General features: G+C 39.1%; 19 protein-coding genes, 1 tRNA gene and 1 pseudogene. 12 read left to right on the top strand and 9 right to left on the bottom strand.

What is annotated here, in order from left to right; translation table 11 throughout:
- Window positions 1-29: 29 nt before the first annotated feature.
- The 3 genes from FJR06_RS07485 to FJR06_RS07475 all read right to left on the bottom strand — a co-directional run bounded on the left by FJR06_RS07485 (window position 30) and on the right by FJR06_RS07475 (window position 4,165).
- Window positions 30-1,844: a serine/threonine-protein kinase gene (locus tag FJR06_RS07485; protein ID WP_015081217.1), complete on the bottom strand. Its 1,815-nt coding sequence runs from the start codon at window positions 1,842-1,844 to the stop codon at window positions 30-32.
- A gap of 193 nt (window positions 1,845-2,037) precedes the next feature.
- Window positions 2,038-3,945, bottom strand: coding sequence for a 1-deoxy-D-xylulose-5-phosphate synthase (gene dxs, locus FJR06_RS07480; protein WP_015081218.1), 1,908 nt, complete (start codon window positions 3,943-3,945; stop codon window positions 2,038-2,040).
- A gap of 146 nt (window positions 3,946-4,091) precedes the next feature.
- A tRNA-Arg gene (locus FJR06_RS07475) sits at window positions 4,092-4,165 on the bottom strand.
- A gap of 254 nt (window positions 4,166-4,419) precedes the next feature.
- Between FJR06_RS07475 and FJR06_RS07470 the strand changes: the two genes are divergently transcribed.
- The 3 genes and pseudogenes from FJR06_RS07470 (at window position 4,420) to FJR06_RS07460 (ending at window position 6,627) form a co-directional block, all read left to right on the top strand.
- Window positions 4,420-4,599 carry a hypothetical protein gene (locus FJR06_RS07470; RefSeq protein ID WP_148279071.1) on the top strand — a complete coding sequence of 60 codons (180 nt, stop codon included), beginning with the start codon at window positions 4,420-4,422 and terminating at the stop codon, window positions 4,597-4,599.
- 112 nt (window positions 4,600-4,711) lie between these two features.
- A pseudogene (locus FJR06_RS07465) lies at window positions 4,712-5,580 on the top strand (hypothetical protein).
- A gap of 18 nt (window positions 5,581-5,598) precedes the next feature.
- On the top strand, window positions 5,599-6,627 hold the full coding sequence (locus FJR06_RS07460; RefSeq protein ID WP_041458114.1) for a transposase: 1,029 nt from the start codon (window positions 5,599-5,601) through the stop codon (window positions 6,625-6,627).
- Here the strand turns inward: FJR06_RS07460 and FJR06_RS07455 are convergent.
- On the bottom strand, window positions 6,624-6,836 hold the full coding sequence (locus FJR06_RS07455) for a hypothetical protein (protein ID WP_041458115.1): 213 nt from the start codon (window positions 6,834-6,836) through the stop codon (window positions 6,624-6,626). The two genes, FJR06_RS07460 and FJR06_RS07455, sit on opposite strands and share 4 nt — an antisense overlap.
- Between FJR06_RS07455 and sir the strand changes: the two genes are divergently transcribed.
- Window positions 6,826-8,739, top strand: a complete 1,914-nt coding sequence (gene sir / locus FJR06_RS07450; RefSeq protein ID WP_015081220.1) for a sulfite reductase, ferredoxin dependent — start codon at window positions 6,826-6,828, stop codon at window positions 8,737-8,739. The two genes, FJR06_RS07455 and sir, sit on opposite strands and share 11 nt — an antisense overlap.
- A 407-nt stretch (window positions 8,740-9,146) precedes the next feature.
- Window positions 9,147-10,022 carry an NAD(P)-dependent oxidoreductase gene (locus FJR06_RS07445; RefSeq protein ID WP_168651143.1) on the top strand — a complete coding sequence of 292 codons (876 nt, stop codon included), beginning with the start codon at window positions 9,147-9,149 and terminating at the stop codon, window positions 10,020-10,022.
- A 104-nt stretch (window positions 10,023-10,126) separates the two neighbouring features.
- Here the strand turns inward: FJR06_RS07445 and miaB are convergent, their stop codons facing one another.
- Entirely contained in the window at window positions 10,127-11,488 is a 1,362-nt protein-coding gene (gene miaB / locus FJR06_RS07440) for a tRNA (N6-isopentenyl adenosine(37)-C2)-methylthiotransferase MiaB (protein ID WP_168651142.1), read from the bottom strand.
- A 945-nt stretch (window positions 11,489-12,433) separates the two neighbouring features.
- Here miaB and nifB point away from each other — a divergent pair.
- From nifB to FJR06_RS07410, 6 genes are all read left to right on the top strand, one after another.
- The gene (gene nifB, locus FJR06_RS07435) at window positions 12,434-13,873 is read left to right on the top strand and encodes a nitrogenase cofactor biosynthesis protein NifB (RefSeq protein WP_015081223.1); all 1,440 of its coding nucleotides are present in this window, start codon (window positions 12,434-12,436) and stop codon (window positions 13,871-13,873) included.
- Between the two features lie 108 nt (window positions 13,874-13,981).
- Window positions 13,982-14,326 carry a DUF362 domain-containing protein gene (locus tag FJR06_RS07430; protein ID WP_015081224.1) on the top strand — a complete coding sequence of 115 codons (345 nt, stop codon included), beginning with the start codon at window positions 13,982-13,984 and terminating at the stop codon, window positions 14,324-14,326.
- A 285-nt stretch (window positions 14,327-14,611) separates the two neighbouring features.
- Window positions 14,612-15,877, top strand: a complete 1,266-nt coding sequence (nifS, locus tag FJR06_RS07425) for a cysteine desulfurase NifS (RefSeq protein ID WP_168651148.1) — start codon at window positions 14,612-14,614, stop codon at window positions 15,875-15,877.
- Between the two features lie 94 nt (window positions 15,878-15,971).
- Complete coding sequence (gene nifU, locus FJR06_RS07420) at window positions 15,972-16,871, top strand: Fe-S cluster assembly protein NifU (RefSeq protein WP_015081226.1); 900 nt, start codon at window positions 15,972-15,974, stop codon at window positions 16,869-16,871.
- On the top strand, window positions 16,855-17,043 hold the full coding sequence (locus tag FJR06_RS07415) for a hypothetical protein (protein WP_217359765.1): 189 nt from the start codon (window positions 16,855-16,857) through the stop codon (window positions 17,041-17,043). Before nifU ends, FJR06_RS07415 begins: the two co-directional genes overlap by 17 nt.
- A 46-nt stretch (window positions 17,044-17,089) precedes the next feature.
- Entirely contained in the window at window positions 17,090-17,272 is a 183-nt protein-coding gene (locus FJR06_RS07410) for an AAA family ATPase (RefSeq protein WP_256369489.1), read from the top strand.
- Here FJR06_RS07410 and FJR06_RS07405 read toward each other — a convergent pair.
- From FJR06_RS07405 to FJR06_RS07385, 4 genes are all read right to left on the bottom strand, one after another.
- Window positions 17,260-17,592, bottom strand: a complete 333-nt coding sequence (locus FJR06_RS07405) for a DUF5131 family protein (protein WP_233467011.1) — start codon at window positions 17,590-17,592, stop codon at window positions 17,260-17,262. The genes FJR06_RS07410 and FJR06_RS07405 overlap by 13 nt on opposite strands.
- Before the next feature lie 258 nt (window positions 17,593-17,850).
- Window positions 17,851-18,957, bottom strand: coding sequence for an ATP-binding protein (locus FJR06_RS07395; RefSeq protein ID WP_168651140.1), 1,107 nt, complete (start codon window positions 18,955-18,957; stop codon window positions 17,851-17,853).
- Window positions 18,958-19,084: 127 nt separating this feature from the next.
- Window positions 19,085-19,396: a hypothetical protein gene (locus FJR06_RS07390; RefSeq protein ID WP_168651139.1), complete on the bottom strand. Its 312-nt coding sequence runs from the start codon at window positions 19,394-19,396 to the stop codon at window positions 19,085-19,087.
- 16 nt (window positions 19,397-19,412) lie between these two features.
- Complete coding sequence (locus FJR06_RS07385; protein ID WP_168651138.1) at window positions 19,413-19,817, bottom strand: hypothetical protein; 405 nt, start codon at window positions 19,815-19,817, stop codon at window positions 19,413-19,415.
- Window positions 19,818-20,157: 340 nt separating this feature from the next.
- On the opposite strand from FJR06_RS07385, the gene FJR06_RS07380 reads away from it, so the two are divergent.
- Window positions 20,158-21,507, top strand: coding sequence for an ATP-binding protein (locus tag FJR06_RS07380; RefSeq protein ID WP_168651137.1), 1,350 nt, complete (start codon window positions 20,158-20,160; stop codon window positions 21,505-21,507).
- Window positions 21,508-21,633: the final 126 nt, after the last annotated feature.

The raw sequence follows: 21,633 nt of genomic DNA, 5'->3' as shown, positions 1-21,633 counted from the left end.
TGATAAAGTTCATTCTCACTCCTATTCCTCTAACACTGTTTTGCATCTGCTGGATTCACAAAATCATGTAAATCAGCATCCCAAATACTAATATAGATAAAATCACAACTTTGTCGAACTATTTGACCTTTTACCCCACCCTTACTAAAAGTAAAATTATCTGTTTGTCGTTGTTGAACTTGTTGCAGTCCTTGTTTAATTTCTGCTGTAGCTTCTCCATTCAATAAACCATTGAGAGTTGTCTGCATAACTTCAGGTTCTACTGATGATGCAAAAGCTGCTTCTGTTTGTTTTAGCGTTCCAGTTTTCTTATCAAATAAGTAGCCTAAATCAATTTTCTTAGGAACAACTTTATAAGTAACAGCGCGGGTATTTCCCCATAATCCTCTTAAATCTTTCTTTGGTTTACCTAGCGTTTCTTCTACACTACTTCTTGATGTACCTGTAGGAAATGCTGGGACAGTTTCCCTAATATTAGTAGCTACTTGATCACGTTTTTCCTGTCTTTTTTTCTTTAATGTTTCTTTGATAGTTAAAGTCGGTTCTGTAGTAGGAACTACAGACGTTTGTTCCTGTTCATTTTTTATTTCTGGTTGTGGAGTTGATTCTATGGAAGGAGTAGGAGTATTTTCAGGAATTGTCTCTGTGGGTTCAGGTAATATTGAAGGAGTAGGAGATACAGTTGCTTCAGAAATGGGAGTATTTACAGTTGTTGGTATTGGTGTTGGTGTTAGGATTGATGTTGGTGTTGGGGTTGGGGTTGGTGTTTCTGTGATATTGGAATTAGTGACAATGGAATTTGTGGTTTGTGGTCGGTTTATGCTAGAAATAGCCATTGCACCAATTAAACTTCCCATCATAACGCTACCAATAATCACCGCTGGTTTTTGCCAAATTTGCTGATTATTCCCAGTTTTAACCACGGGATTTTGAGAGAGTGAAGATATAGGTTGATTTAGTGCGGCAGGAGTGAGATGAATTGTTGCTGCTGTTTGATTAATATGATAAACTTGTGAGGGAATAGAAGTGTCAGATTTTAAAGCATATAACATTTTATTCGCAGTAGTAAAGCGATCGCCTGGACGTGGTTCAATTGCTTGAGTTAGTAGCATTACTAATTGGGGAGAAATCCCCCCAGCGAATTGTTGCCAAATAACCTGTCCCGTGTGAGGATGAGTTTCTAATTCTTGAGGATATTTACCCGTAAGTAAATAAATAGCCGTTAAACCCAAACTATAAATATCAGTAGCATAAACCGGACGACCAATAGCTTGTTCACTAGGCATAAAACCAGGAGTCCCAATCACTAGAGACTGAGTAGGATGTCCAGCAGCATTAATAGTAGTCCGAATAGTTTCTTTAACCGCACCGAAATCAATTAAAACTGGTTTATTATCTATCTCCCGCAAAATAATATTATCTGGTTTAATATCTCGATGAATAATCCCTTTACTGTGAACATAATCCAACACAGACAGCAAACTTAACAGAATTTCTCTAACAGTATTTTCCTGTAATTGTCCTTGAGATTTAATCACATTAGTCAAAGTGTGACCATGCACCCATTCTTGCACCAGATAGAAGAGACCATTTTCCGAGAAATAAGCATAAAGTTGGGGAATTTGGTCATTAGCTTCCCCCAAATACTCCAACGTCGCAGCTTCCCTCTCAAACCGTTGTTGAATTACTTGATAAGTTTTGGGGTCATTGCTAATAGGTTTAAGTTGCTTAATCACACAACGACGACGGGAAGGCATATAGGTATCTTCAGCGAGAAAAGTTTCACCAAACCCTCCTGCACCTAAAACCTGAATAACCTGATAACGATTGTTTAGCAACTTCATAATTATGAAAAATTACCAATATATTTAATACCAAATTTTATGTGAAACTGCACAAAAAAATAATCATCCATATTTATCTGCGTTTATCTGCGTTCATCTGCGGTCAATAATTCTGGAAATATTAAGAACCAGGATAAACAGGATACAGAAAAATCCTGAAATCCCGTAAATCCTGATTCAGACAAAAAATCAACTAGACCAAAGCAGCAGCCTGTTTCTTAAAAAAAGCTTGTAAAACAGTTTCCGCAATTTGAGGACTACTCAAACCTAACTCCGCAAAAGATTGATCCGGTGTGGCATGATCTACCAAAATATCAGGAACACCAATCCGCTTCACAGGGACAACAATATCAGCATCAAGTAAAGCCTCAGCCACCGCAGAACCAAAACCACCCATTAAACAACCTTCTTCCAAAGTCACAACCCGACCAATGTGTTTAGCCAAAGGTAAAATCAACTCAGTATCCAAAGGCTTAACAAAACGGGCATTAATCACAGTTGCTTCAATCCCATGTTCGCTGAGAATTTCCGCTGCTTGCATTGCCGGGTAAACCATTGTACCATAGCCCACAATTAACACATCATCCCCTTGACGGAGAATTTCCCCCTTCCCGATTTCCAGAGATTCCCAACCTTCCTCCATTAAGGGGACACCGTGACCATTACCACGGGGGAAACGCATCGAAATCGGTCCATCAGTGTAATTAATCCCAGTCACAACCATCCGTTGTAATTCCGCCTCATCCTTGGGAGCCATTACCACCATATTCGGAATGAAACGCAGATAAGCGATATCATACATACCTTGGTGAGTCGGACCATCAGCACCAACAATCCCCGCCCGATCTAAACAGAAGAATACAGGTAGATTTTGAATGCAAACATCATGAATAATTTGGTCAAAGGCACGTTGTAAGAAAGTAGAGTAAATAGCAGCAACAGGACGCATACCTTCACAGGCTAAACCGGCAGCCAAGGTAATAGCGTGTTGTTCAGCAATACCCACATCAATATACTGGTTAGGCAATTTAGCTTGTAGTTTATCTAAACCTGTACCAGTCGCCATTGCGGCTGTGATGCCGACGATTTTAGGATTTTGTGCCGCCAGTGTCACTAAAGTATGAGAAAAGACCTTAGCGTAAGCGGGGGGTTTAGGTTTGTTGGAAGGAATCGCTTTCCCAGTGGTTAAATTAAAGGGAGTTTGGGCATGGTAGCCTACTTGATCTTTTTCCGCCAGTTCATAGCCCTTACCCTTAGTTGTCACTACGTGAACCAAAACAGGGCCAGTAATTTGATGTGCCTGTTGGAATGTGGCAATTAATTCTTCTAAATTATGGCCATCAACTGGCCCCATGTAGGTAAAGCCCAATTCTTCAAAAACAGCGCCGACTTTGGGAACTGCTAACCGCTTCATACCTTCTTTGATGCGTTCCAGTTCTGGGGAAAGCGATTCACCCACAAAAGGCAGATGTTTTAACTGTTCCTCAATTCCATCTGAGAGAAACTGCACCGGCGCACTCAGACGCATTTTATTCAGATAACGAGGAATCGCCCCCACATTGGGAGAAATGGACATCTCGTTATCATTGAGAACCACGAGGAGATTAGTTTTGGGTAAGTGTCCCGCGTGGTTAATCGCTTCTAGCGCCATGCCTCCAGTTAAAGCCCCATCACCAATCACAGCAACGGTTTTAAATTTTTCCCCTTTTAAGTCGCGGGCTAAAGCCATTCCCAGGGCGGCCGAAATACTTGTAGAAGCGTGTCCTGCCCCAAAATGATCAAATTTGTTCTCGCCGCGTTTAAGATAACCTGCAACGCCGTCTTTTTGGCGAAGAGTGTCGAAATTACTGTAGCGTCCGGTAATTAATTTGTGGGGATAAGCTTGATGTCCTACGTCCCATGTGACCTTATCCCGATCTAAATCTAAGGTTTGATAAAGCCCCAGTGTTAATTCGACAACGCCCAAACCCGGACCCAAATGCCCTCCAAAGGCTGCTACGGTTTGTAGGTGCTTCTCACGAATTTGCCGGGCAATTTGTTCTAACTGCCGAATTGACAAACCATGCAACTGGTTAGGATGGGTAATTTCACTCAAGTGCATATTATCGGCTTTTCCTCTGTTAAGTCTTCTCTTGGCATAATTTTATTTTCCCACTTTCGGTGGCTTCTAAAATATAACTGTCATTAATTATTGTTGTACAACTATAACCTTTGCGCGTTATTAATAGCTATGTATACCAATTTTAATGGGTACGACAGGACTCGAACCTGTGACCGTCCGCTTAGAAGGCGGATGCTCTATCCAACTGAGCTACGTACCCATGAAGCCTTCACAATCATAGCTAAAATTGTCTAAATAAGCAAGAGAAAATTAAAAATTTCCTAATTTCATTCAGAGGGAACAGGGAACGGGCAACACTTCGACAAGCTCAGTGCATCGCAGGGAACAGAAAAAACTCATGTTTTTAACCGTTTATTTGCCACAGAGATAACCGGGGTATTACAGAAAAATCAATTTCCCGATATATCTGCCGCAAATGCAGTAAAATCTTTCCTAACCGCGAATTTGTCACAGATGAGTAAAATGCCAGCTTGGCAAGAAACTCATGTAATTCTTTTTTTAGAAGAACTGCACAGATTAGGAAAAACATACTTTGGTGACACCAAGAACTATTTATCAGTTGGTTACAAAAATCTCCACTTCATCAGCTTTGGCGTTAAGGTGGATATTGATTTGTTAAAAAACAACTCTTAACTGGCACTTGCCTTTAACTGGCTATTGTCTATCACACAAGTACGTAAATGCCAATTATTTCATCAATTTTGTAAACAATATTACATTCAGAGCATTTACATAGTTAATCTCTATGAGTAAATCTTACGACAACTCATCTGATCTCAAGCCCACCTACTTAACTACTCAAAACCTTGTTCTTTGCTGTTTTAGCTGGGCTGTTTTAGCATTGTTATACTTTTTGTTGTTCAGTGCCAAAATCTCTGACCCAGAGCAAGCAGGAATAGAAGTTCGCGCCCAGTGGTATGTAATTGGTACAAATATTTTTGAAGCTGTGGCTTATTTGGGTGCAAGTCTCTTATGCTGGAGGAACTGGCGGAGTACCCAAATGGTTAGTAGTGGAAAAGTCTGGCTCTCAATCGGGTTAGGAATGTTTGCTTATTTTATAGGTGGACTCGTTTTCGGCTATATAGAAATCGTCCTAAAACAAGAGCCAGATGTATCTATTGCTGATATATTTTTTGTCCTCACATATTTATGTTTAGGGACTGGTATGGCTTTAGCCTTGCTTTCTCGCCGCATTCATCTAGACCCATGGCAATGGCTAATTGTAGCAGCAGTTGGCGGATTAGGCAGTTTTCTCCCTTGGTTGATTGCTCAAAAAGAGCAAACATCAACTGAACAGATAGCCTTTTTTCTCAACTTGTTTTACATAGTTAGCGATGTGGCATTATTAATTATTGCCACAACTATGCTGCTGGCTTTTTGGGGACGTAAAGTCTCCTTGTCTTGGCGAATGATTGCCGCAGCCGCATTTTCGCTCTACATTGCAGATATGCAGATATGTGGTTTAAATTCGCCCAATGACCTAATTATCAAAGTGGAGACATACTAGAAGTATTCTGGGTGTTTAGTGGAGTGTTATTCGGTCTGGGTGCTGTTCTAGAATATGACGCATCATTGAGTCTTAAAGGCCGAGACCGTGGACGCAAACGAACTTAACAAATTTTGGTGTCTACCGTGAGAAAATTAACAGATTCTGACAAACAAGAAATTCTCAAGCTATATCGAGAAACTGCGGAAACAACCTCGACTTTAGCAGAACGCTATGGTGTGAGTAACTCTACAATTAGCCGTCTGCTTAAAAGTACCTTACCAGAAGAAGAGTACGAATTTCTCGTCTCTTTAAAACGTGCTGCTAGAACCCCTGAAGGCAGAGCGCAGGTAAGTTATGAGCAGTTACCGCTGTTGACCCAACCACCATTGCTAGTAGAGGCTTCTAGCAGCGTCAGCAGTGGTGGGGAGTTATTGAACCCAAAAGTAGAAAAGCCCACAATAGAAGCAGAAGCATTACCAAAACCAGAACCAGAGAATGATTTTGATTTTGATCAACCGATTCCGGCTAATAGACGGGTGAAAACACGCTCCTCAGCAGTGGAAAAACCCAAGCTTCCTGTTATCAAGGAAACTCCTATTGTCAAAGAACTGGAAATTGTTAGACACAAGCCAACGGAAACGCCCATTGTCCCCAAACCAAAGATAGAGGTAGAAACTCGATATTCACAGCCGAGTCTGTTTGCGGAAATTCTCGATGAAGATTTGTTGGATGAACCTGATGATTTAGAAGATGACGATTTAGATGATGATTTGTATGAGGATGAGGAGGACTTTGAGGACGAAGACTATGAAGCTCCAAAACCCCTAGTTACTAGACGGGGAAATGGGGAAGTATCTGTACAAGTTTTACCATTGTCAGTCGCTAATTTACCGAAAACTTGCTATTTGGTAATTGATCGTTCTGCGGAGTTAATTACCCGGCCACTCAAGGATTTTGGTGATTTGGGTCTCATTCCTAGTTTGGAAAATCAACAGAAAACACTGCCAATTTTTGATAACCATCGTGTAGCTAAACGCTTTTCTACTAAGCGCGATCGCGTGATTAAAGTTCCCGATAGTCAAATGCTCCATAAAGCTAGTAGCCATTTACAAGCTAAAGGGATTACGCGACTGTTGATTGATGGTCAAGTCTACTCATTGTCTTTGGTCTAAGGCAATGCGAATATTTGCTGGTTGGAGTAGTTAGCTACTCTAACCGCCGCTTGATCAAGGTGGCCTCTGACCATGTTAAAATCAAAATAATATTCATAATTCCGACTGATTTTAAGTAGTTTATTTAGCCAAATAGGTGCTATTAATTGCTTAATTTTAATTTTGTCTACCGCTTTATTCAGAAACGTATCTACCGTAATGGTTAACACTGCTGCTTCTCCTACGACCAATCGTCAGCCTTCCAAAGTCGAAGGTATCAAAGAAAATAGTAATTTTTTACGTGAACCTGTAGCCACGGAAATCCTTGAGGACACTACCCACTTTAGTGAAGACGCAATTCAGATTCTCAAGTTTCACGGTTCTTATCAACAGGATAACCGTGATAACCGCATCAAGGGTCAGGAAAAAGATTACCAAATGATGCTGCGGACAAAAAATCCCGGTGGTTTAGTACCCCCTGAGCTTTATTTGGCTTTGGACAAACTGGCTGATGAATATGGTAATCATACCCTCAGAGCTACTACTCGCCAAGGCTTTCAGCTACATGGTATCTTAAAAAAGAACCTGAAAGCGGCGATCGCTACAATTGTCGAAAATCTCGGTTCAACTTTGGGCGCTTGTGGTGACATTAACCGCAACGTTATGGCTCCTCCAGCCCCCTTTAAAAATCGCTCAGAATATCAGTATGCTTGGGAATATGCCCAAAATATCGCTGATTTACTTTCTCCCCAAACCGGTGCTTATTATGAAATTTGGTTAGATGGGGAAAAAGCCATTAGCGCTCAAGAACATCCAGATGTCAAAGCAGCCCGACAAACCAACGGTAATGGTACTATTCTTCATGATTCCGTAGAACCCATCTATGGAACTCACTATATGCCCCGCAAATTTAAAATTTGCGTCACAGTTCCGGGAGATAATTCCGTTGATTTATATTCCCAAGATTTGACGTTGGTAGTGATTACCAATAAAAAAGGCGCATTAGCAGGATTTAATATTTTTGCTGGTGGTGGTCTGGGGAGAACCCATAATAAAGAAGAAACCTTTGCCAGAGCCGCTGACCCCATTGGCTATGTAGCCAAAGCTGATGTATATAATCTTGTAAAAGCTATAGTTGCGACACAACGAGATTATGGCGATCGCACGGACAGACGACACGCGAGGTTAAAATACTTAATTAATGATTGGGGTGTAGATAAATTCCGCACTCAGGTAGAAGAATACCTTGGCAAAAAACTCGAACCTTTTAAACCTCTGATCCAGTTTAAATATAAGGACTTCTTGGGCTGGAATGAACAAGGCGATGGTAAACTATTTTTGGGTATTTCCATTGATAACGGGCGTGTGAAAGATGACGGAACATTCCAACTAAAAACCGCTTTGCGGACAATTGTTGAGCAATTTAATCTGCCTATTCGGCTCACAGGTAATCAAAACCTGCTATTTTACGATATTGCACCAGAAGATAAAGCAGCAATTCAAGAGATTCTGGATAAATGTGGCGTTGTTGCTGATCCTAGCCAAATAGCAGCATTAACCCGCTATGCTATGGCTTGTCCGGCTTTACCTACTTGCGGTTTAGCAATCACAGAATCGGAAAGAGCCATTCCTGGAATTTTAGAACGAATTCGGGCTTTATTAGATAAATTAGGTTTACAAAATCAGCATTTTGTGGTGAGGATGACCGGTTGCCCTAACGGTTGCGCTCGTCCTTATATGGCAGAATTGGGTTTGGTGGGTAGCGCTGTGGAGTCTTATCAAGTATGGTTGGGTGGTTCACCAAATCAAACTCGGTTAGCGCAACCTTTTGTGGAAAGACTGCACCACAATGATCTTGAAAGTTTTCTAGAACCGATTTTTGTCTTCTTTAAAAAGTCGCGGACACCGAAAGAAAGTTTTGGGGATTTTTGCGACAGATTGGGTTTTGATGCAATTAGGGAATTTGTGGCTGATTACACACCAGGAGATCCTACTAGCAGCGGTAAGTCCCGTCACCGCATCAGTCTGCGGGATGATTTTTACGCGCAACTCAAGGAAACGGCGGAAAAACAAGAACGACCGATGACTGATTTGGTACATGAGGCTTTGGAGGCTTATTTCCAAACTCTGTAGTCAGATATTCTCACGCATTGGTGTCAACTTAGGTTACAGATACTTCGACAAGCTCAGTACAAGTGGCTTATTTGTTTAGCTTCCACACCCGCCAGGGAATAAATTCCCTGTCTCATAGCTCAAGTCCGTTAAAACGGACTAATAAATTTTCCTAGTATTTAGTCATCTTTTAGATGACTTTCGCTATTAGCAAGGAACTTGAGTTTCTTGCGGGATGAAGATTTTGCGTTAAGTTGACACCAATGATTCTCACGCAAAGGCGCAAAGTTGTTTTTGGGGTTTTTTGCGTGAGATTGAATTACAGCTATTTTTGGGTGAATTAATTACATTTTTCTTTCTCACGCAGAGGCGCAGAGGCACGGAGAGAAATCAAGTTATTGTAGTTGAGAATCAAATATATATGATATATGAAAAAACTTTTAATTACAGGTGTTAGTGGATTTCTAGGTTGGCATCTTTGTCAATTAGCGCAGCTAGGATGGGAAGTTTATGGTACATATCATACCCATTTTCTAGAAATACCTGATATGAAAATGGTGAAAGTTAATTTAACAGACTTTCAGGAATTAAAAGGGATATTTAATGATATCAAACCGGATGCAGTAATTCACACTGCTGCCCAATCGCAACCAAATTATTGTCAACTTCATTCCCAGGAATCTTATAAAATCAATGTTACAGCCTCTTGTGATATTGCGGGACTTTGTGCTGATAATTCTTTACCTTTAGCTTTTACCTCTACCGATTTAGTTTTTGATGGTTTAAATGCACCTTATCAAGAAATAGATCAAGTATCACCTGTTAATATTTACGGTGAACAAAAAGTCGAAGCTGAAGCAGGTATATTAAAAGTATATCCCCAAGCGGCTATTTGTCGAATGCCGTTAATGTTTGGCAGGGAAACACCCACAGCTAAAAGCTTTATTCAGCAATTTATCCAAATATTGAAAGACGGAAAAGAACTAAGTTTATTTATAGATGAATTTCGCACTCCGGTTAGTGCAAATACAGCCGCGAAAGGGTTATTATTAGCTTTAGAAAAGGTTAATGGGATCATTCATTTAGGTGGAAAAGAGAGAATTTCCCGTTATGAATTTGGGAAAATATTAGTTGAAATCTTACAACTTCCAAATGATAAATTAAAATCCTGTTTGCAGGCAGATGTGAAAATGGCAGCACCAAGGCCAAAAGATGTTTCTTTAGATAGTTCCCAGGCTTTTGCTTTGGGTTATCAATCATTATCTGTGAGAGAGGAGTTAGAAATATTAAAATCTACCTGTTAGGGTATGTTAGCGAAGCATAACGCCCCATGCAAAGTCGTTTTTCAGGTTTTTTGCCTGAGATTACGGACGGGGAGTATAGCTGACACCATACTCCTGTATTTTTTTTAAACTGTCACTGGTTGACGAACTTCTACTGCTTCTCCAGTTAAACTAAAAGCCCGAACTTCGGTAATTTTGACTTTGACTATTTGTCCTTTAAGTTCATTAATATTACCAGTAAAGAACGTAAGCCGATTTCCGCCGGTTCTTCCCATGACTTGATTTGTGTCTTTGGTGTTTTGCGCTTCTACTAATACTTCTTCAATGCGGCCAAAGTAACGTTGCGATCGCTCGGCTGCCTTAATATTAACTAAATGATTCAATCTTTGCAAGCGATCGCTTTTTACCTCTTCACTGAGTTGATTATCCCACAAAGCCGCAGGTGTGCCAGGACGGGGTGAATAAGCCGCAGTATTCACTAAATCAAAACCGATATCTTCCACCAATTTCAAAGTATTTTCAAACTGTGTTTCTGTCTCACCGGGAAAACCCACAATCGCATCAGCACTAATTGACGCATCTGGCATATATCCTCTAATAGTATCAATAATCCGGCGATATTTTTCGTGTGTATAACCCCGTGACATAGCTTTTAAAAGCTCATTGTCACCAGACTGAAAGGGAATATGGAAATGTTCGCATACCTTGGGCAAATCTGCACAAGCTTTAATTAATCTTTCTGTAAAATAACGCGGATGACTCGTGGCAAATCTAATGCGTTCAATGCCCGGTACATCATGTACATAATAAAGTAAATCTGTCAATGTGTGCAGGTGACGACCTTCGGGAGTAGAACCGGGTAAATCTCGTCCATAAGCGTCAATATTTTGACCCAAGAGCGTAATCTCTTTGTACCCTTGTCTCGCTAACTGTTCAATTTCGGATCTAACCGCTTCTGGTGTGCGAGACTGTTCCACACCACGGACGTTAGGAACTACACAATAAGTACAACGTTCGTTACAGCCATAAATGATATTTACCCAAGCTGTGACTTGACTATCCCGACGCGGTTGGGTGATATCTTCAAAAATGTGAACTTCTTCAGTAGCGACAACTTGATTACCTGCAAAAACCGACTCTAGCAAATCTTTCAGACGGTTAGCGTGTTGGGGTCCCATGACTAAATCTAATTCTGGCACCCGTCGCAGTAAAGCTGCCCCTTCTTGTTGGGCAACACAACCAGCAACAATCAAAGTTAAATCAGGTTCTTCTTGCTTGCGTTTGGCCTGTCTACCTAAATAAGAATATACCTTTTGTTCCGCATTATCCCGAATGGTGCAGGTGTTGTAAAGGATTAAATCTGCCTGATTTGGGTCTTCTGACCACTCAAAGCCCATGTCCTCTAAGATGCCAGCCATGCGCTCAGAGTCGGCCTTATTCATTTGGCAACCGAAGGTAATAATGTGGTAATGGCGTTTAGTGGTCATTGGGAATTACGCTTAGTTAGTAATGTATATCAAATCTGTTTATTATTCAGTTTACAACTTTTCTGGCAGAAACAGGCTCATTGAACAGAAGTTTCACACCTTTTATATCTATATGGATAATAACAGCTTTCATCACATTTTCCCTAATTTGGTTTGTTCACTATATATATATAGTAGTAATAATCGAAAGTTTATGGCTAACAAAATTATAACTAATCACCAATAAATAATGATCAAAAAATTAAATCTTTTGCAAATTATCTGCATTAATATAGATGATATAGCAAAGGTATATTCCTTATACAGCAAGATGTACAGCTACAATTTATATCATTAATAATCGAAAAATTAAAAAAATATAAATTGCATTTTTACCCGAAAAAAAATGATAGGTTGTATACAGAATTGAATTTCGCTCGGATCTGGAGTAGTCGGATTAGTCTTACTCCAGTTTTTTATCCTCAAATCCCTGATAAACAAGAGTTTTCAGGATAATTTGCCGAAAAGTTGAGTACAGTCGAATATCAAGAAAACCCAATAAAAAGATAGCTGAAATCCTTACAGGTATTGACTTGGAGATGAGTACAAAGAAATCCTGAACCCCTCATGATAAATACTCGTACCCCTCACTATAAATACTCGTACCCCTACCCGAAAAAATCTTTTTTAATTTTTGTATCGTTGCAATGCAAGGATTTAAGGATTTGAGTACAAACATAATAAATCCAATAAGTTCTATCCCCTGTCAACGAAGGGGGGCAAAAAAAAGGGCTGCTATAAATCATTTATCGCCAATCACTTAACGCTCCTTAACAAAACCAAGTTAGCAGTCAAAAGTGAGTGGAGGGATGAGATTAGCACCATGTCTAAAATAATTTAGATATTGGCAGTAGTAAAAGCATCTCCCACAGTGGCTCTCAAGTCCACCTCCAACAGCGAAATTCAATGACACTACCTGCTACAGATATTCTCACCTCCGACTTTGAGAATGCCATTATCGCCCCTGCTACATCTGCTGCTTGCGGTTGCGACAGCACCACAACTCCAGAAATGGATGAAAAACTCATAGAACGCATTTCTAAACACCCCTGCTATAGTGAAGAGGCTCATCATCACTATGCACGGATGCACGTTGCCGTTGCTCCAGCTTGTAATATTCAATGTAACTATTGTAACCGCAAGTATGATTGCGCTAACGAAAGTCGTCCTGGAGTAGTGAGTGAATTACTCACACCGGAAGAAGCTGCCCATAAAGTGTTAGTAATTGCCGGAAAAATTCCTCAAATGACTGTGTTGGGAGTTGCTGGTCCTGGTGATCCTTTGGCTAATCCAGAAAAAACTTTTCGGACTTTTGAATTAATTGCCGATAAAGCACCAGATATTAAATTGTGCTTATCTACTAACGGTTTGATGCTGACAGAACATATTGATCGCATCAAGCAATTAAATATAGATCACGTTACTATCACCCTTAATACCATTGACCCCGAAATAGGTGCAGAAATCTATTCTTGGGTTCACTATAAACGCAAACGTTACAGAGGGATTGAAGGGGCAAAAATTCTTCTAGAAAAACAATTGGAAGGATTGCAAGCTCTCAAAGAAGCTGATATCTTATGCAAAGTTAATTCCGTAATGATTCCCGGAATTAATGACAAACATTTGGTAGAAGTTAATAAGGCTATTCGTGAAAGAGGAGCATTCTTACACAACATTATGCCGCTCATTTCTGCACCAGAACATGGTACACATTTCGGTTTAACTGGTCAACGTGGACCAACAGGAAAAGAACTGAAAGAAGTTCAAGATAGCTGTTCTGGTAACATGAAAATGATGCGCCACTGTCGCCAGTGTCGAGCCGATGCGGTAGGATTATTAGGAGAAGATCGTAGCCAAGAATTTACTAAAGATAAGTTCATGGAAATGGCTCCAGAATATAACTTTGAAACTCGTCAAGAAGTTCACGAAGGGATTGAGAAATTTAGAGAAGAAATTAAGGCTGCAAAAGATAAAGCATCAACTGGCAAAAAATCTGCTAATAGTCCTAAAATCTTGATTGCAGTAGCAACAAAAGGTGGTGGATTAGTTAACCAACATTTCGGACACGCCAAAGAATTTCAAGTTTATGAAGTTGATGGTAATGAAGTTCGTTTTGTTAGTCACCGCAAGATTGATCAATATTGTCAAGGTGGTTACAGCGAAGCAGCTACCGCAGACAATATAATGAAATCAATTGCAGATTGTAAAGCAGTCTTGGTATCGAAAATAGGCAATTGTCCCAAGGAAAAACTAGAAGCAGCAGGAATCCAAACTGTTGAAGCCTATGACGTAATTGAAAAGGTTGCTTTAGAATTTTACGAGCAATATGTTAAGGCTAATGGGTAATGGGTAATAGGTAATGGGTAATAGGAATGGGTAATATGTTCCAATCACCAATCACCAATTACCAATCACCTATTACCTCTTCACCAATTCCCACAAAGGTAAATAATCATGGCTTACGAAATTACTAGCCAGTGTATTTCCTGCAAGTTGTGTTTATCTGTTTGTCCTACCGGTGCAATTCAAGAAGTTGACGGTAATTACTGGATTGACTCGGAACTTTGCACAAATTGCGCTGGTAGTATTCACACCGTACCTCAATGTAAAGCCAGTTGTCCTACTGTTGATGGTTGCGTTAAACAACCTAGTGATTATTGGGAAAGTTGGTTTGCTACTTACAACCGTGTGAGAGCAAAGTTAACCAATAAGCAAGACTATTGGGAGAATTGGTATAAATCTTATTCCCAAAAGATTGCCCAACAATTGCAAAAGCATCAAGGACCAATAGTTATATAGGTGACAGGTAACAGTTAAGAGGAAATAGGAAATAGAGAATATTTATATTTATCTTCCTTCTGAATTTCTGACTCCTGTAAGGGCGAAGCATTGGGAAAATAGTCTTCGACAAAACCGATAATTTATCGCCCCTGTAAGGGCGAAGCATTCAGAAAATAGTCTTGGACAAAACCGATAATTTATCGCCCCTGTAAGGGCGAAGCATTGGGAAAATAGTCTTTGACAAAACCGATAATTTATCGCCCGAATGCTTCGCCCCTACTTTATACTTTTATATGGAAAATCATGCAAAATAATTGTATCTATCTTGATAATAATGCCACCACTAAAATAGATCCTCAAGTTGTTGAGGCAATGATGCCTTATTTGACGGACTATTATGCTAATCCTTCTAGTATGCACACTTTTGGTGGACAACTTGGGAAGGCTGTAAAAATAGCTAGAGAACAAGTTGCTGCTTTACTGGGAGCAGACGAATCAGAAATTGTTTTTACCAGTTGCGGAACTGAGGGCGATAATGCTGCTATTCATGCTGCTTTATTAGCTCAACCTGAAAAACGTCATATCATCACTTCCCAAGTAGAACATCCGGCAGTTTTAAATGTCTGCAAACAATTAGAATCTAAAGGTTATCAAGTTACCTATTTGTCGGTAGATTCTCATGGACAAATGGATTTGAGTGAGTTAGAAGCTGCTCTAACTGGTAATACTGCTTTGGTAACAATGATGTATGCCAACAATGAAACCGGCACGATATTTCCAATTGAAGAAATTGGTGCTATGGTTAAGGAATACGGCGCTCTCTTCCACGTTGATGCAGTGCAAGCGGTAGGCAAAATACCCTTGAATATGAAGACCAGCACCATAGATATGTTAACTATATCTGGTCACAAAATTCATGCTCCTAAAGGTATTGGTGCTTTGTATGTGAGACGTGGGGTTCGTTTCCGTCCTCTCTTAGTTGGTGGACATCAAGAACGAGGACGCAGAGGCGGTACAGAGAACGTTCCGGGAATTATTGCTCTTGGCAAAGCTGCGGAATTAGAACTGTTACATTTAGAAGAAGTATCTCAGAGATTAACAAAGTTGCGCGATTATTTAGAGAAATCTCTTCTATCCAAAATTCCTGACTGTGAAGTAAATGGTGATATCAAACATAGATTACCAAATACTACAAATATCGGGTTCAAATATATTGAAGGTGAGGCAATTTTGCTCTCTTTAAATAAGTACGGTATTTGTGCTTCTTCTGGTTCTGCTTGTACTTCTGGTTCTCTTGAACCTTCTCATGTTTTACGGGCAATGGGTTTACCCTACACTACTTTACATGGCTCAATTCGCTTCAGTCTTTCTCGCTACACAACCGAAGCTGAAATTGATCAAGTAATAGCAGTAATGCCGGAAATTGTTGACCGTCTCCGAGCTTTATCTCCCTTCAAAAATGATAACGCCGATTGGTTACAACAACAATCCGTAGGGGCGAAGCATTCGGGCGATCAATTATCGGTTTCTCCCAAAGGCTTTTCTCCGAATGCTTCGCCGGTACATTAGTCATTAGTCAGTGGTCAGTAGCAAGTAAAAACTGACTGCTGACTAATCAAAAATTACGAATCACCGATCTAAAATCCAAAATCTAAAATTAACTATGTGGGACTACACTGATAAAGTATTAGAGTTATTTTACGATCCCAAAAACCAGGGTGCTATTGAAGAAACTGGCGAAGCTGGTGTGAAACTGGCAACTGGTGAAGTGGGAAGTATTGCTTGTGGTGATGCTTTAAGATTACATTTGAAAGTTGAAGAAGCAACAGATAAAATTCTCGATGCTCGGTTTCAAACTTTTGGTTGTACCAGTGCGATCGCATCTTCAAGCGCTTTAACTGAAATGGTCAAAGGTTTGACTTTAGATGAAGCTTTGGGTGTGACAAATAAGGAAATTGCTGATTATTTAGGTGGTTTACCTGAAGCGAAAATGCACTGTTCTGTTATGGGTCAAGAGGCTCTAGAAGCTGCGATTTATAATTATCGTGGCATTCCTCTAGAGGCACATGACGATGAAGAAGGTGTCCTCATCTGTAGCTGTTTCGGAATAACTGATGCTAAGATAAAGAAAGCAGTTGCACAAAACAATCTCTTCAGTGCAGAGCAAGTAACAAATTATGTAAAAGCTGGTGGCGGATGCGGTTCTTGTTTAACGAAGATTGATGATATAATAAGAGAAGTAAAGCAGGAAGCCGCCAACAAAAATCTCTACAGCTACAAGGCGAAAGCTAAAACAGAAATTCCTAGTTCAGAGCCACAAAAACCATTAACTACAGTTCAAAAAATTGCTCTGATTCAAAAAGTATTAGATGAAGAAGTCCGACCCGTTTTAATCGCCGATGGGGGAGATGTAGAACTTTATGATGTCGAAGGCGATAAGATTAAAGTCATTCTTAAAGGTGCTTGCGGTTCATGTTCTAGTAGCACTGCTACTTTAAAGATTGCGATTGAAGCGAGATTACGCGATCGCATCAGCAAAGAAATCATTGTTGAAGCAGTTTAGTAAACAACAGCTAATAGTAAGGGTTTACGGTGTAAACCCCTACAACGGAAAAAGAAAAAAATCCTTACAACCTCATAAATACTATGAACACCACTCGATTTTCTGTAGAGCGATCGCCTCCATAGATAGCGACGTTCTACAAATGCTCACCGCCGTAGAACTTTGGCCGTGAGAACCAGACAAAACCACCAATTAACTAATTCTAGGAAACACGAACAATGACTGAAGAAAAAATTAGACAGATAGCTTTCTACGGCAAGGGCGGTATCGGTAAATCTACCACTTCTCAAAATACTTTAGCCGCTATGGCTGAAATGGGTCAACGCATCATGATCGTAGGTTGCGACCCTAAAGCTGACTCTACTCGTTTTAACAATGTGGACACCTCTCACAGCCACTGAGATTTACGAATCGCCGCACCACATACAGGATAAGCATCAACACCGTATAGTTGACTTTTTTCCTTTCCGCAACCATCACAGATACCCGCACCAATGAACTCGCTTAACCATTCTGATAAATCAATGTCTTCCAGAACCGGTTCACAACTGAGAAACCGAATCTTCGCAGGGGTTTTGAGCAGATAATAAACGTCTTCAGCGTCTTTCTGTGTGCAAACTGAATACCCCAACCATAGATGATAAAATGGTAACTTGAGTTCCGTTTCCTCTAAGAATCTGCAACGCCAATTACAGGTGATCAAGATTTGTTGATTCTTCATCCTTATCGGGGAATATTACCAATTTTAAGTCCGTCGGATTTTGTTAGGGATGATGTTTACTGAAAAGTACCTTTAAAATTTTAACTTTTAGATGAATAGATATGTAAATTAGCAATAGTAGGATATGTTAGCGTAACGCATAATAATTACAAACTAATCATAATTAAAAGCAAAAAGGCGCGTTAAACAACGCACCTTACAGCGACTACATGAATGGCGATCGCACTTTAGTGAATCCAACCTAGAAGAGCGATCGCACTAATTATATGGGATTTCTTGAGCATTATTAGCTATTGCAAGACTTACCGCTCGTTTTTCTTCTTCATTTAACTTATGTACAGTAGTATTAGGCTTGACTCGTCGTTTCTTAACAGCATCTAACGCATTTGAAAGATCCCGATAACCTATTCCGCTACCGTTATTCATGGCAACTTTTAAGGCTGAATCAATAATCGCATTACGTATATCCCTACCACAGACTTCATCTATTTCAGCAAGTTTCTCGGTAGATACATCTTCTAGAAGTGGCAAGTTTTTTGGCAGAAGGTTCTGCCAGATGAGATTCCTACAAGTTTGATCTGGCATTGGAAAAAATATATTACGAACTCTAGTCTCAAATGCAGGATCATAGTTCTCAACTAGATTTGTGGCAAAAACAACAATTCCTCTAAATCTCTCTAGTGAAATTAGTAACTGACTACGCATAGAGTTTATTGCCTGCTCAGATCCTTGAGTTACATTAGTCAATCTTTTAGATAGCAAGGAATCTGATTCATCAATGAAAAGGACAGCTTTATCACGTTCTGCTGCATAAAAAAGAGCTTCAACGTTTTTGGGACCCTCTCCATGATACATACTTTCAATCTGAGCATAACTGACCAGTAAAATATTTCTCTCTAAGTAAGAAGCCACTGCGTGTGCAGCCAAAGTTTTTCCTGTGCCGGGTGAACCATAGAAATTAAGTGCAGAGTAAGGAAATGGTTGTATATTTCTTAATCCCCACTCATCAAACACTAATTTTTCAAGGGCTGAAATCTTGCTATATATCAGTAGTTCTTCCTTAACTGATTCAGGAACGACTAATTGTTCCATTGAAAAATTTGGCTTTTCGCTACGATATTGCTCCGCTCTTTCCTCTAGGGAAATAGAATTTGCTTTACTGGCAGACGCATTGTTATTATTTTTGCTCGGAGTTTTGGCAGGGTTTAAATCTACACTTGAGGAAACAATTAAAGATAAACTTTCTTTTCCTATTTTTTCTAAGTAGTTTTGCCAAGCTGTATATATTCTGGTTTTTAAAACAAGAAAATCTCTTTCATTTTTAGTGGCGTTTGGTATATTCTGAAGTATAATTTCGCCTTCCATGTTGTCCCCTAAATTTTTGTATTGACAATAAAAAGTAGCCCTTAATAATTTCTATTTTCTTAACTTTATGTAGGACTACTCTCATACATAAAGTGTTACACAGTTGCCAATTCACTTTTACTCAGCCTCATCTAATTGAGACAAAAACTACATCATCCTCGTCTCTAAGTTCATCTGCTATCGAGTCACTTTCAATGAATAAAGCTTCCTTTGTTGCTGGGTTGTATACAAATCTCTTGTGTTTCTTACTACCCTTTTCTTTAGCAATTCTTTCTAATTCTAAACTAGCTTCAGGCGGAACTATGACAACTTCATCATCAAGGTCATTCCAATATTCAAAGACGATCTCCATAACAGCAACAATAGTGATAATAGCCAAAGCTATGGCTGCTCCAAATAAGAGACCCAATAGTACAAACTCTAATCCACCAAACAACATAGTAAATACTCCTTATTTATCTTTGTGGTAAATCAATCACAACACTATCCTCGTTGCCAAAAATTTCATCCAATTCCTCGTCAAGTTTTTTAGCAGTGACTTTTCTGCCTAAATAACCTCTTTTTTTAGGGACAAGTTCTTCATCATTGTCTATAAAAATCTGAGTTATCACCAATCCTTTGGATGAACGATCAAGCTTGAGCAAGGTTGACTTTACATTAGGATATTTCAGCTTTATATCTACAGCGTATTCCAAAGCCTCAATATAAGTAAATACACTACTATCAGAAGCAAGCTCACCTTCTTTCAAGGTATCCATCATGCCGTATATCTGTTCTCTTGCCAAACTTTTGACAAAATCTTTGATTTTCCCTATATTCTCAGCTATTTTCTCAAAATTAGGCTCATTATCTGACATCATAATCAAATCTCCAAATATGAATGATAAATATAGATTTATAAGAGATACATACTACCTACCCCCCGAAGTACCTGATACCAACTTGACTCAAAATCTGAGCCATCTTTTCAGCCGCATAGCTGGGAACCTCTATTTCATTCCTGTTAGAATTGTCAGCGATTTATATAGCTACAGTCATTTCGCTGAGTTACAAATGAGCATAACAAAGCCTTCGTAGGTTTAACAACCCCCAGGAAAACGGATTTATACGGGACTTTTGTTACAAAAACTCAATAAAAAAACGGAAAAGATCGGATCAAAACTTGGTACAATTTGTAAAACTCTTGTTTGGTAAAGGTTAATGAATGTAAATGAGGTGTTACAATTTGTCGATCGCCTAGTAGTGGAGAAAAGGGGCAAAGGTCTAGACGATCTTCAAAAGGCTGTGATAGAAGGAACTTGGCAACGACAAACCTACGAAAATATTGCCCAAGAACACCATGCAACAAAAAATCATGTAGCAGATGTGGGTTATCCGTTATGGCAGCTTTTATCAGAACTATTAGGAGAGGATATTAATAAACTGAATTTTCGTTCTACTATGGAAAGATTACGATTAGCTCAATCGCCAATTACTATACAGAGTCATAATACAAATAGCAGTAATAGTTTTAATATTTGCACTAAAGAAAATCAAGATAATCACCGACAAGAAGATGATAAAAATAAGAACTATTACGATTTAACTTTTGCTCCTCAAATTATTCATTTTTATAATAGAATAACTGAACTAAAAACTCTCTCGAATTGGATATTAAATCAAAATATTCGCTTAATTTCCGTCTTAGGTTTATCGGGTATTGGTAAAACTACTCTTATTAAAAAATTTGTTGACTTAAATCTCGAAAAATTCCAAATTATTATCTGGAAAAATCTCAAATTTCCTAACACTCTAGAATCATCACTTAATGAAATATTAATCACTTGCCATCAAGAACCTCAAGATAATATCAGCGATAAAATCAAACAAGTTTCTGCACTGTTAACCGAGAAAAAATCTCTAATTATTTTAGACGACATCCAAAATCTCTTTATCAGTGGCGAATTAGCAGGTCAATATCAAACCCAATATCTCGATTATCAAAACTGGTTTAAAACCCTCACTGAAAGCCAGCATCAAAGCACCATTATTTTAATCAGTCAGAAACAGTGTCCAGAAATGCACTGTTTAGATAAAGAATTATATCCTATCAAATGCTTAGAACTTTCAGGATTAAATAATACAGAAATTCTTGAAAACGAAAATTTGAAAGATCCAGAAAGTTGGCCACATCTCATTAACCTATATCAAGGTAATCCGAAACATATTCAAGACATGACCAGCTTAATTAAAGATTTTTTTGATGATAGTGTTGCCGAATTTTTAGCAGAAAACCAACTCATTTTGACCAATCAAATGCGATCGCATTTTAAACAGCTATTCACAAAACTATCCCCTCTAGAACAACAACTAGCCCTGGAATTAAGCAAATTTAAAGAACCTGTCGTTAGGGAAACCTTAAAGCAAAACTTAAACTGGTCATCCACAGACTTTATTAACGCTCTAGAATCCCTGCAAAAACGCTATTTAATCACCAAAATCAAAGCAAATAAAACCCAATTTGATTTGTCCCCAATTTTTAAAGAATACGTCAAAACCCTTGATAAGTAGATTAGTAGATTTTTTGTTTCGCGCAAAGACGGCTCAATTACATATCTGCTAAAGGTTTACTGAGGCCAATCTCTATTCCTGTGAGTCGTGATTTTTGGGCGATCGCTTGTTGATGCTTCTCAATTT

Source organism: Dolichospermum sp. UHCC 0352, from assembly GCF_009711925.1.
Classification (GTDB): Bacteria; Cyanobacteriota; Cyanobacteriia; order Cyanobacteriales; family Nostocaceae; genus Dolichospermum; species Dolichospermum lemmermannii.
This window is presented reverse-complemented; position numbering and strand designations above follow the sequence as displayed.